Source organism: Desulforapulum autotrophicum HRM2 (genome assembly GCF_000020365.1).
GTDB classification, from domain to species: Bacteria; Desulfobacterota; Desulfobacteria; order Desulfobacterales; family Desulfobacteraceae; genus Desulforapulum; species Desulforapulum autotrophicum.
Genome location: NC_012108.1, coordinates 4,916,124 through 4,928,879 on the forward strand (window position 1 = coordinate 4,916,124; position 12,756 = coordinate 4,928,879).

Annotated in this window: 11 protein-coding genes; 2 read left to right on the plus strand and 9 right to left on the minus strand. The window is 41.8% G+C overall.

The window, feature by feature from the left end; translation table 11 throughout:
- The first annotated feature begins 98 nt into the window (after positions 1-98).
- The gene (locus HRM2_RS21580; RefSeq protein ID WP_015903451.1) at positions 99-1,355 is read left to right on the plus strand and encodes an IS110 family RNA-guided transposase; all 1,257 of its coding nucleotides are present in this window, start codon (positions 99-101) and stop codon (positions 1,353-1,355) included.
- A gap of 300 nt (positions 1,356-1,655) precedes the next feature.
- Here HRM2_RS21580 and HRM2_RS21585 read toward each other — a convergent pair whose 3' ends face one another.
- Complete coding sequence (locus HRM2_RS21585; RefSeq protein WP_049770491.1) at positions 1,656-3,386, minus strand: cation-translocating P-type ATPase; 1,731 nt, start codon at positions 3,384-3,386, stop codon at positions 1,656-1,658.
- 249 nt (positions 3,387-3,635) lie between these two features.
- On the opposite strand from HRM2_RS21585, the gene HRM2_RS21590 reads away from it, so the two are divergent.
- Positions 3,636-3,851, plus strand: coding sequence for a type II toxin-antitoxin system Phd/YefM family antitoxin (locus HRM2_RS21590; protein WP_015906162.1), 216 nt, complete (start codon positions 3,636-3,638; stop codon positions 3,849-3,851).
- Positions 3,852-4,347: 496 nt separating this feature from the next.
- On the opposite strand, the gene HRM2_RS21600 is transcribed toward HRM2_RS21590, so the two are convergent.
- From HRM2_RS21600 to HRM2_RS21635, 8 genes are all read right to left on the minus strand, one after another.
- Positions 4,348-5,004, minus strand: a complete 657-nt coding sequence (locus tag HRM2_RS21600) for a TPM domain-containing protein (protein ID WP_015906163.1) — start codon at positions 5,002-5,004, stop codon at positions 4,348-4,350.
- A gap of 2 nt (positions 5,005-5,006) precedes the next feature.
- Positions 5,007-5,918 carry a TPM domain-containing protein gene (locus HRM2_RS21605; RefSeq protein ID WP_041273427.1) on the minus strand — a complete coding sequence of 304 codons (912 nt, stop codon included), beginning with the start codon at positions 5,916-5,918 and terminating at the stop codon, positions 5,007-5,009.
- A 13-nt stretch (positions 5,919-5,931) separates the two neighbouring features.
- The gene (locus tag HRM2_RS21610; protein WP_232364107.1) at positions 5,932-6,672 is read right to left on the minus strand and encodes a LemA family protein; all 741 of its coding nucleotides are present in this window, start codon (positions 6,670-6,672) and stop codon (positions 5,932-5,934) included.
- Between the two features lie 259 nt (positions 6,673-6,931).
- Positions 6,932-7,261 carry a hypothetical protein gene (locus HRM2_RS21615; RefSeq protein WP_015906166.1) on the minus strand — a complete coding sequence of 110 codons (330 nt, stop codon included), beginning with the start codon at positions 7,259-7,261 and terminating at the stop codon, positions 6,932-6,934.
- A 343-nt stretch (positions 7,262-7,604) separates the two neighbouring features.
- On the minus strand, positions 7,605-7,973 hold the full coding sequence (locus HRM2_RS21620) for a DUF362 domain-containing protein (protein WP_015906167.1): 369 nt from the start codon (positions 7,971-7,973) through the stop codon (positions 7,605-7,607).
- A 655-nt stretch (positions 7,974-8,628) separates the two neighbouring features.
- Complete coding sequence (locus HRM2_RS21625) at positions 8,629-10,275, minus strand: methyl-accepting chemotaxis protein (RefSeq protein ID WP_015906168.1); 1,647 nt, start codon at positions 10,273-10,275, stop codon at positions 8,629-8,631.
- A 560-nt stretch (positions 10,276-10,835) separates the two neighbouring features.
- Positions 10,836-11,975 (minus strand): PQQ-dependent sugar dehydrogenase, encoded by a 1,140-nt coding sequence (locus tag HRM2_RS21630; RefSeq protein ID WP_015906169.1) that lies wholly within the window; start codon positions 11,973-11,975, stop codon positions 10,836-10,838.
- Between the two features lie 191 nt (positions 11,976-12,166).
- On the minus strand, positions 12,167-12,724 hold the full coding sequence (locus HRM2_RS21635; protein ID WP_015906170.1) for an isochorismatase family protein: 558 nt from the start codon (positions 12,722-12,724) through the stop codon (positions 12,167-12,169).
- Positions 12,725-12,756 lie beyond the last annotated feature (32 nt).

Genomic DNA, 12,756 nt, shown 5'->3' on the forward strand with positions numbered 1-12,756 from the left:
AGCGGACACAACGAAGCATGAAACACTTGCAAAAAATGAAAAATGGTCATAACTATCCAATTTTTTTTATCTTCCCAAACAAAAGCGAAAGGATAGTCATGACCAAGAGATCAAATAGCACATTAATCCAAATCGTTCACCCTATTTGTTGTGGTTTGGATGTTCATAAAGACAAAATTTCAGCTTGTTTAATCACTTTGAATAATGCAGGAGGTGAGCACCATGAGATTCGAGAGTTTTCAACATTCACTCACGATCTGCAAGAAATGAAAAAATGGCTGCTTGATAATAATTGCCCAATTATAGCAATGGAAAGTACCGGGGTATACTGGCATCCGGTTTATAATACCATTGAAGATAAAATTGAAGTCGTTTTGGTGAATGCCAGACATATTAAAAACGTTCCTGGCCGAAAAACTGATATCTGTGACAGCAAGTGGCTTGCCGGACTGCTTCGACACGGTTTAGTAAGAGGTAGTTTCATCCCTCCGGGGAATGTCCGGGAATGGCGAGAATTAAGCCGATTGAGAAAAACATACACCGAATCCCTTGCCGATTATAAAAGACGTGTTCACAAGCTGTTCATTACTGCAAATATAAAAATTGATTCAATAGTTTCGGATTTGTTTGGTTTGACAGGCACGAACCTGATCAATTTATTATGCAATAATAGTGAACTAAGCTTGGAAAAGGTCCAGGAGTGCACCAAAGGCGGCCTTAAGAAAAAAACGCAGGAACTGCATAAAAGCCTTAATGGATATTTCAAAGATCACCATCGTTTTCAACTTGTTGAGATGATGGAAATTATCAATATTTTTAAAAAAATGATTGAACAAGTTAATACTCGATTGGAATCTCTTACACGTGAGCACAAAGATTTATTGGAGCGTTTAGACGAAATTCCAGGTGTTGATAAAAAATCGGCACAATCCATTATAGGAGAAGTCGGGGTTACGCTAAATGAATTCAAAACTATGTCAGCATTTGTTTCATGGGCAGGCCTGTGCCCCGGGAATAATGAAAGTGCAGGAAAACGGAAAAGTGGCAGAAATGCAGTTAGAAATCATCCATTCAAAACGATTTTAGTCCAGGTTGCATGGGCAGCAATCAAGAAAAAAGGCTCTTATTACAAGGCCAAATATTACAAACTGAAATCCAGGAGAGGTGCCAGAAAGGCCATTGTTGCTATAGCCCATAGAATTGCAAAAGCCATTTACAGCATCATTAAAAATGCAGACACGTATAAAGATCTTGGCGAAGAGTACCTGAGCAAGCCCAACAAGCAAAGAGTATTAAAAAATTTAGCAAAAAAGGCTGATGAATTAGGCATGAAACTTGTGCCTTGTGGAAATTAATCGAATTGACAGCACGTTTTTAACAGGTATTGTTTAGAGAAGGACAGCAGACAAAGAAATTATTGATTCGGTAAACAAACGTCGGATGATCAAATGAAGCCTTAGAGCGCGAATATAACATGACGGGTCGGTTTTTTGCACAACAAACTGTTAGTCCTCCATCGGGGGAACTACGCATATAAAACTTATCTAAAATAAACCGACCACTACTGATGATTTAAAAACTTGTCTTCCGTGCCTGAATTATTAACCCGACAGGAAGAATTCTATCGATTTGATATTTTCAATCTGTAGCGTCAATCAAAGTGTTCTTGGGACAAGACCCAAAAACCAACAGGATACTATTCCCTTTTTCGAGGGGAGTGTTACATATAAATCACCTGTTATCATAACAACACGGATGCCTGCAGCGTGTGCTGTGGCAACGGCATGTTTTACCTGTTCACGCGGGGGGTCCATCATGGCTGTCAAACCGATAAAAACAAGCCCCTTTTCAACGGTTTCAGACGTCATCTGTCCAGGCAACCGATCAACAACCTGATAGGCATAACCAAGTATACGCAGTGCTTCTTTTGACAAGGCCTTCACTTCATTGATTATCCGTGTCTTGTCTGCATCCGTAAGGGGGTGTATGCCATCAGGGGACATCAGATGGTCACACCGTTCAAGCAATTGATCTGCTGCACCTTTTACTGACACCCGATATCCACCGTTTTGTTCATGAAAGGTGCTCATGAGTTTGCGATCGGAATCAAATGGGACTTCACCTTTGCGTTTACCGGCGTCCAAAGATCCCTGGTTGATGCCAAACAACTGCCCCATGACAAGCAGAGCCGTTTCAGTGGGATCGCCGACAAGCAGGGTGCCATCACTATTTTCGCTTAAACCGGCATCGTTACAATATACAGCCGTTTCAATGAGCATGCGTAGCCTGTCATCGAGTGTCTTAATTTTAGACACTTCAACCCGTTCATCAATCACTATGTGTGTGACGGTCATTTTGTTTTGCGTTAATGTGCCTGTTTTATCGGAGCAAATCACCGATGCAGCACCTAAAGTTTCAACGGCTGGCAATTTCCTCACAATCGCATTGCTTTTGATCATCCGTTTCACGCCCATGGCCAGAACAATCGTCACAATTGCAGGCAGGCCTTCCGGAATGGCAGCAACGGCCAATGAAATGGCAATCATCAGCATTTCAAACACTTCGCGTCCCTGTAACCAGCCAACTACAAAAATAAAAGCACATATCCCTACTGCACTGATTCCGAGTATTTTACCCAGCTGGGCCAATCGAATTTGCAGTGGTGTCTTTTCCTCTACTTCTCGACTCAAAAGACCGGCAATATGCCCTATTTCAGTGTTCATGCCCGTCTGAGTGACAACCATCCGCCCCCGCCCCGCACTTACACGGGATGTGGCATATGCCATATTGTAACGATCACCAAGCGGTGGATTATCCTCTAAAATCATCCGGGTATGTTTATCAACAGGAACAGATTCCCCTGTCAATTGAGATTCTTCGATTTTCAATCCAGCTGTTTCAATCAGGCGCCCGTCAGCCGGCACCACGTCTCCCGAATTCAACTGTACAATATCTCCTGCAACCAAGTCGATGGAAGGTAATTTAAGAAGGACACCACCCCTTAGGACTTGTGCATATGGAATCTGCATTTTTTTCAATGCCTGCATTGACTTTTCAGCATTGTTTTCCTGCACAAAACCCAGAACACCATTTAAAAAGACAATGGCCAAAATAATAAACCCATCAGCTGTTTCGTGTGCAAGAAAACTGATGGCAGCAGCACCAATCAAAATAAAAATCATTACATCATTAAATTGATTGATAAATCGTCTCCAAGGTGGCACCGGCGACTCTTGGGTCAGAGCATTTGGACCATTTTCCATCAACCGCTGTTTGGAAACCAATGGATCAAGCCCATCACTGGGCTTAACGCCTAATTGCTCACAAACAGCTTCCTTCGTTTTTTGATAAAACATCATTTCCTCTGTGATTTTATATTCCGACAAAATTTAATACCTAAAAATCATATCCCAGGCAAAACATAAACACAAATATCCCTGCCCTCTTTTAACAGGCCAATCAGCCGGGCGGCGAATAGCGACACAAGCCGAAAGGACTAAACAGTTTGATTAACGAAAACCCCAAAAACCGCGCGACCTAGCCTGGTCCGTGTACAAGGGGCTTGTTGGAGCTTTTATTTTTGCTTGACAATTTAATACACATACGTACAACATACTGTACAGGAGGAATCAAAAATGGAAGCTATAACATATACCGCTGCAAGACAAAACCTTGCAAAAACAATGGATAAGGTCTGTGATGATCGCTCGCCAATTATTGTGACACGCAAATCATCAAAGTCTGTTGTTATTATTTCACTTGCTGATTATGAATCGCTTGAAGAAACAGCATATCTTTTGCGATCACCTAAAAATGCAATTGAAATAGCACAACTCCGATACCACTATTGACTATTTATATCCTGCCCCAACCTATCCGCCCCCAAGTCGACCAGTTTCTGTTTTTTATCATTATTCAATCGGCGTTTCTCCCATCATCAAGCAGCCTCTTTCCATATATAACGATGGTAAAGCCCTCCAACCCTTAGAAGGGGTATCAACATACCATTTTTCGGTTCAAATTGTACCTGAAGTTCGAACGGTGCATCTTTTGAAAGGCAGAGGTGGGTTCTATTTGGTTTTGTATTCCAGGGATATGCGCCTATAATTTGTTGAGCAGTCCATCGGGCTGTCGGATTCAAGATTACATTAAAGTGAGCAACTTTCCATCGTTCATGCCATAGGATTACAAATACATACAAAATTTTGAAATTGGCTGTTGGTACAGTGAAAAAAATTGTTTCCATAATGCTTGAGGGATCTATCAGTCCCTACTGGAATTGTCAATAATTTCAGCTAAGACGGATTAATGCGAAGGACAGGTCAAAACGTTAACCTAAAATAATTTTCAATCTTCTTTTACAATCAGATTTTTCAATTCATTTTGATCATCCTGCCTGATGGGAAAGTTCACCTGAAGCAGTTGTCCAACCTCTTTTACTGCATGACAGATAGCTTCTGCCTGGTTTTTATATTTAATACCTCGGGTAATGATATGGATAATTTTATCCCATTGGTCCTTTGACACCTTACTATTGATGCCCTGGTCTCCAAGGACCCAAACCCTACGTTCGAAAACAGAGATAAAGATCAAAACACCTGTCCCATATCGAGTTCGATGAAGTCCCTCACGAAAAAAACTGGTAGTTGCCGCTTCCTCAACTTCTTCCTGAATTTCTCGTTGGGAAATGAACTGACGTTTCAACCAGGAAATGTTTTTACACGCCTGATGAAAGGCCATGAAACAGACGGCGAAAACACCTATAAAAAACAAACAATTACGGTCACCGATCCACAACCATCCGCCGATGTAATGAGTAAGCACCAATGAGATCGGAAGGGCAAACACGACACCACAAATCACATCTGCCATGGGGTATGTGTAACTGTGAGAAACCACCATGGGAACGATTTCACCGGCGGTTTTCTGTTCCGCTTCCTTAACCGTTTGAATAATTTTTTTCCTGTCTTGATCAGATAAAAACTGTTGGGCTAAAGATTTCATTATTACCACCCCCCGGAGGCACCGCCGCCTCCAAAACCACCGCCGCCCCCTGAAAAACCGCCAAATCCACCGCTGCCAAACCCACTGCCACCGGAACCGCCACCCAACCAGAATCCCCCGCCATGTCTGTTTTGAGGAGAGGAAGGGTTAGATCTCAGAGGGGATCCCAAAAAACTCATTGCAAATCCCCCAAGGGCACCGATGGGGATCATAACCATAGACCAGAAAAAACCAAAATTAAAAACCATGCCCCAAAGGATGGGAAAAAGGATCCCCCCGGACAGGATACCGAACCTACGACGGACCCGCCCCATCCTGTTAACTAGGAAAGTGAAGACAATTAAACTGAATAGATTTGAGGGCCATGCACCCACGCGAGGTTCAGGACGGTGGATTTCTCCTTCTGCATTGAATTCACCATGAACCGCATGGATCATGCTTTGAACTCCAGCTATCACGCCGCGATCAAAATTGCCAGTTTTAAACTGGGGAACGATGATGTTCGAAATGATACGCCCGGCCACCAAGTCGGTCAAGGTTCCTTCCAAACCATACCCGACTTCAATGCGGAGTTTACGGTCATTTTTAGAAATTATCAATATAGCACCGTTATCCAGATTTTTCCGGCCAATTTTCCAGACATCGGCTACCCGAATCGAGTAATCCTCGATATTCTCCCCTTCAAGGGAAAGAAGGGTAAGCACAACAATTTGTGTGGAATCGGTTCGCTCTAAATCGCTGAGCACGATTTCAAGCTGATTTACCGTGGCAGAAGAGAGCATCCCGGCATAGTCGTTCACCCGTCCCTTCAGTTCCGGCACCTCCAAAGCATATACCCGAACAACGCACAAAAAGATCAAAAGACTGCCCACCCACATATAATTTATCAGCCTTCTCATAATAAATTTATTCATGTGTTCTCGCTTATTAACCGAAGTTGACTTTGGGTACACTTTTTGCCGGCTCATCTGCCTTGAAATATTCCTTCCGGTCAAGGTGAAGCAGAAAACTGTTGGTGAGACTGTTCGGAAATTTTCGAATGGAAGAATTGAACAGTTCCACGGCTTGGTTATATCTTTGACGTGCTACGTTGATACGGTTTTCAGTCCCTTCCAATTGATTTTGAAGATCCAGGAAATTCTGATTGGCCTTGAGATCTGGGTATTTCTCAACAACGACCATAAGCCTGGAGAGTGCAGAGGAAAGTCCTCCCTGCATTTGGCTGAGACGCGCCATAGCGTCTGCGCTGCCCAGATCCTTGTTGGAGACTTGAACGGATGTTGCTTTGGACCGAGCCTCAATAACCGCTTCAAGCGTTTCTTTTTCATGGGCAGCATACCCTTTAACGGTCTCCACAAGGTTTGGAATCAAGTCGCCGCGCCTCTGGAGATTGGATTCCACATCCCCCCATGCCTTGAATACAGATTCTTCATTTTGTTGTATACTGTTGTATCCGCAACTGGATATCAGGCTGAATGAAAGGAGCACCACCATTAAACGAACAAGATTTTTAATCATTGATACCTCCAAAATTTTCCAACCATTTGTCTTTTTCTGGATCTCCCCCTGTGCTCTACAAATCACCGCTGCAATACAAGCAACATTACGAGCTGCCTGATTGAAATAACTGGCATTTTTTACACCAGATGATAATTTGCTAAACCCCACAATCCAACGCTTTGGAAGGCTAAATTCTATTAATCACATTCTCGAAAATTTCCATATGGGACTTCATTCTTATGCCATGCAATAGGCTCTTCACATACCCTATATGAATCACGAATAGGATTTATTAATTTCACACCTTTCTTTCTCAAAATTGTGGGTTAACACACCTTCCAATTTATCAAGGGAGGATCATCGGCGGAATCTGCCATATTTGATAATGCCTTTCCACGGCTTCTTCCTTAACGTTAGAAAGGGAGGCTCAATCTGTCTTGACACCTTCGGTGAGTAAAAGGGCGACCAGACAGGTTTTACAAATACCTTCACACATGGTGTCAAAATAGGGCCAGGAGCCGTGCTGTGCAAAGATGGTCCCGGGGCCGTTGTCGAATTTGTATCCGTCTATTCTTTTTAAATTTCGTTCAAGCCTCATATCGAAACTCCACCCCTTTTCAACCAGAATCTCCATGATACGCCAGGCCTGGGTGAGATATTCCTCATCCCTCAACCCTCCAAGTTTGACATTAAAATTTTTTCCCACGATATCCAGGAGGGGCGCTTCCTCCAAAGCCAATATGGTATCTCTATCCATGCTATTTATCTCCTGACATTAATATTATTACTATGTCCCAAAAAGGCTTTTTGCAACCTCCTGTCAAGCACTTTTAATTTATTTTAAATTTTGGGCAAAGTTACCACCGTCTAAAAACCCTTGGCAAATAGTATTATTACCCGGTACCTTTATCTTCTATGGTTTTTGACTATAAAGGAATTTTTTGAAATTATTTTAAATCTATTAACAAGGAATTACGTCTATTTGTTTGGTTCGACCCCATCTTGTCATTACGGCTGTTTGCTTGATCCGCCCCCCCTTATATTCAAGCCAAATACTGATAACCGGATCAATATTATAAACATATATTTCCCCTTTTGGTTTAGTCTGCATATTCCGTATTCTGCAGAATTTTAAGCTGCTCTATGGTTTGTTCGGTCACTTTTTTATTTTTAGTAAAAAAACGTTGCAAACGTTCAATAAGCTGTTTTTGTTTCGTCTTATCATTGGAATAATATTCATGCGTTAGCAATTTTTTGGCCCAAATTAAATTAGATTGCACTTCTTCAGGGATTCGTTCTCCGTCATGACGAACTGCATTTTCTGGGCATACATCATGACAAACCCCACATCGTATACATTCGTCTTCATCTATAAAGGCAATGTCTTCTTCCATCGAAATTGCCTCGACAGAACATTCATCGATGCATGTTTGGCATCCCGTACACAATTCTTTATTTATCCATGGCATTTCGTTTTATCTCCTTTTTTTAACTTAATAAATTCCTGCAGTTTATTACAATGTTTACCTCGCTATCTTGCCTAGGTGCAGCGGTTTGTTAACAGGCCCGATAAAAATGGGATAAGGGCTATCATCCTTGATTGCCGCTGAAGCTTTCGCGGCGCTGTCTGTATTAACCATGTTATACCGCTACGCTTGCTAAAGATTCAGCGTTAACATATTACCGGGCGATTGTCCATCCCACGCCCGGCGTCCTGGTTAACATTTTCATCAATAGTTTATCCAGTGCATTATATGGTTATTAAAACATCCTGTTTTTCTTCAAAACACTTTTTCTGGGTCAAAAACATAGCTACAAGAACAAAAGAGGACCTAAAAAGGAGGGCAATATCCCACTCGCGCAAGCTTCAAAAATGCCGGGCCGGGTTTCAAATTACTTCAAACTTCCTAAAATTAAATATTCTGCATAAAGGTCGGGTAAATAATTACCGGTTTAATAATTATTTTAATCATCAATTTTGAAACAAGGATTTTTTACTCTAATTAATTGGGGTGGGTAAAAAAAATATGTATATTCTTACCCCCCTTCAACTATATAAAAATATGATATTATCATAATAGTCATAACCTTACCGAACAACAAAACTCGGCAAGGTCATAATTTCTAAATTTTGAAACTGCCCACCATTTCATTAAGATTTTCAGCTAATTTTGATAATTCAGCAGCACTGCTCATCACTTGTTTACTGCCAGAGTTCACTTCATTTGCAGCTTGGCTGACAACTGTAATACTTTGTGTCACTTCGCCTGCAACCACAGATGTCTGATTAACATTTTCGTTTATTTCACCTAAACCAGCTGCAGCTTGACTGACATTGATAGCAATTTCTTGGGTTGTTGCCGACTGTTCTTCTATGGCAGTTGCTACCGTTGTTACAATTTCGTTTATCTCATTTATTATATCCACAATTGACTCAATAGCATTTATAGATTCTTTTGTGGTTGTTTGAACTCCATTTATTTTTGAACTTATTTCATTAGTCGCAGCGGCTGTTTGCTGAGCAAGAGCCTTGATCTCCCCCGCAACAACTGCAAACCCTTTCCCTGCCTCACCAGCCCTTGCAGCTTCTATGGTCGCATTAAGTGCCAATAAATTAGTTTGTTCTGAGATGTCAGCAATTGTTTCTGTAACCTGACTGATTTCATTTGCTGCCTTCCCAAGCTTATCGACCTGTTCTGAAACTTGCTTTGCAGTTTGAACTGCTTGAATTGTTGTTTCACTTCCTTTGATTGTGTTCTTTGATATTTCATTAATTGTTGCCGTCATTTCTTCCGCTGCTGCAACAACCATTTGTATATTCGCCGTAGCTTGTTCTGTTGCCGCAGCGACGCTGTTCATATTGGTCGACATTTCTTCCGCTGCACTTGCAACGCTATTAGAATTTTTGGCTGTCTGGTCAGAATTGGTAAAAATTTGTTCTGAAATCGCTGAGAGTTCTGTAGATGATGCAGTAAGATTTTGAGAGCCAGATATGATATCTGAAAACATTTCTTTAAGCTTTTGTGCCATTTCATTTAAAGAACGAATCAGAGTACCTATTTCATCTGTCCGATTAACATCAAGGGTATGTGTGAGATCTCCTTCTGACATTGATTTTGCAAACTCAATTCCTTTTTGAATGGGTTTATAGATAGATTTCGAAATATAAAGCAAAAAACTTATGAGTAGAGCAGAAAAAAGAAAATTACAGACTAAAAGAATGTTGCGAACCAAAATTCGAGCAGCCGGAATAACCTCGGCAAAACCATAAGAGTTACTGTATATTTCCGGAATCAGGTTTTGGAAAGCATCAATAAAGTCTTTTTTGTCAAGACTTTTGGACAAATATTGATCAATGAGGGCCATCGCTTGTGTATCATTGACAATGTCCTTTTCGCATAAGTCAAATGCCTTGCCAAAGCCCAAGAGTTTAAAGGTCCAGACCTCAGGCAAAAACACCCCTTCAAAAACTCTTTGTGGTTGGAGAATAATTTCCTCCAGTAGTGGGCGCATCCCCAGAGTGGATCGTGCTGAGCTTTGTCGGGTTAAAATTTCTTTAAACTGTTCCTCATCCTCGATTTGCTTCAATAGTGAAAATTGCTTGTCCAGCAATTGGACAAGCTCGATATGCTCTCTTTCTAAAAATTGAAAATATCCTGTTTTGGCAATTTCATACATACCAACAATATTAAAGACAGCAAAAAAGCTCACCACCCCGATTATCAGGTGGAATTTTCTGATTAGGGTTGTGCTGTTCAAAATTCCTTGCATGTTATTCTCCATTCATTGATTTTGCAGCAAATTTAACTAAGGAACAAAATTTAAATAAAATGAACATAATTAATCCGACGAGATATCATTTTGCTCTGTCCCTCTTGGTATTTTTGCTCAAACAATTAAATTTTCAGTCCTAAGTATCTGTTAGTTAACAAAACTTTTTATGGAAGCATCTTCAACTCTCATCTCGTATAGCTCCTGACAATAGTCTTCATCTAATGATATGGCAAGCGCGTCTTCAATATCATAAACTGGATCTGTGATCTATAATAATATCTGGCGGATTGGTTGTAGACCACATACAACCTAAAAGTTGCATATGAAATGAATGCTTCCTGTGTGGTGAGAGGACTAAGCAGAACAGATGCATTGGGTATCGCAGAAAGGGTACCATGAGCAATTTTAAATATCATCGAACCATTTGCACAATAATGTAACCGTATTTCTATAAATTCCTTCTTCAGCCTGGACGCAGATAAAAAAAGGCCTGGCTCACGGTGTGCCATTTTACCCAGCCAATGTGTTGCTCTTCGTTCATGAAATCGTCCCTTTGTTTACTTGTGTGGCGTGAGCCGAAGCAATCGACCGCCTTTTTGATCTTCCAGGATCCATATGGCCCCTTTGGGCCCCTCTTCAACCTCTCGTATACGTTTATTCATGGCGAATCGTTCGACCTCATGGGCTTGATCACCTTCAATCCTGATTCGTACCAGTGACTTTGATCTGAGCCCTCCGAGAAAGGCATTGTTCTGCCACTTTGGGAACATGGCGCCGTCGTATATGATAAGCCCTGAAGGGGCAACGGTTGGCACCCAGTATATCTCCGGTGCATTGAATTCCGGACGCGTATCATGATCGGGAATGGGAATACCGGAGTATTGATCGCCCCAGGAGACAATTGGCCAACCGTAATTATCGCCTCCAATGATCAGGTTGAATTCATCACCGTGCCTTGGCCCCATTTCGTGTGTCCACAGTTGTCCCTGTTTGTCGAAAGCCATACCAAGAAGGTTGCGATGCCCAAGTGACCAGAAGGTTTTTGCAAGTTCGCCCTTATCTTGAAACGGATTGTCAGGTGGTACGGATCCATCCGCGTTTAACCTTATTATTTTGCCCAAATTTTGCGTCCAGCTTTGGGCAGGTGTTTGTTTTTGTCGTTCACCGGAAGTGATGAATAATTTCCCATCCGGGCTGAAGGCCAGCCGGTGTGAGTAATGGCCGTTGCCCGAAACTTTTGGTTTTTGTCGCCAGATGACTTCAAGGTTTTCAATTTCTGGCTTGCCGGATCCAGAATTAAATCGAGCCCGGACAACAACAGCCCCTCTTTTTCCTGACTTGTTCTGCTCAGCATAGGACAAGTATATCCAGTGATTTTCCTTGTATTGGGGATGAAGAATTATATCGCCTAAACCACCCTGACCGCCGTAAGCTACTTTAGGTACGCTTTTGACAGGAACCCTGGTACGGTTATCCAGGTGAACCATGAACAAAGAGCCACCTTTTTCAGTTACCAGAAGGTCTCCGTCCGGTAGGAAGGTCATGGCCCAGGGTTCATTGAATGCTCCAAAGCTCTCGACAAAGAGCCTTGAACCTGCATTACCGTTAATTGTGTCATCCACAGGTTCAGCATAGGTACTGCAGGAAAGCAGGAGCAATAACAGGGATAGGTAACGTATTAATCGTGATGATTGCATAAGTCGCTCCTCTTTAAAGAGAGTCTGTCACGATCATAATATTCACTAATGGTGAGCAGACGTTTAAAATCATATCCTGCCTTATAAAGACAGAGGGTTGACAATAACCTTAATACTCGGCCATTACCGTCAAAAAACGAATGGATCTGGGCCAGTATAAACTGCGGACACTGCTGTAGTCAGAACATTGATTATTTAACAATGGGTAAAATTTTTCGAAAATCATCGGTGTTCGCCCTTAAAGCCCATTGAAAAATAACAATCTCAGTGGAACTGATCACAGCCCCCGCCTGTTTCAGCAGATCAATTGCGATATCTCGGTTCTCATCTACACGGGATGCCACGGCATCTGCCACCAAATGTACTTGAAAACCCGACTTCATGATATCCAGGCAAGTTTGCAGGACGCATACATGGGCCTCCATTCCGACCACCACGATCTTTTTAACATTGTACGATTGAACCGTGGGAATGAAGTTTTTTTCCAGACAAGCACTGAAGTGTTCCTTTTGAAATATCTGGGGTGAATTAATTTCCTGAAGCAGTTCAGGCAAGGTTTCACCGAGTCCTTTTTTGTACTGTTCCGTCAGTAAAATTGGAATACCAAGAACATTGGAGGATCTGATGAGTTGACCCACCTTACGGGCGATTTCCTCCCACGAATTAATAGCCTTGAGCATCGACTGCTGGAAATCAATAATCAGAAGCAAACTATTTTCACGGGTAGCCACATATTCGGAACGTAACATACGTCAATCTCCACAGTAGAAATTTAAAAAGA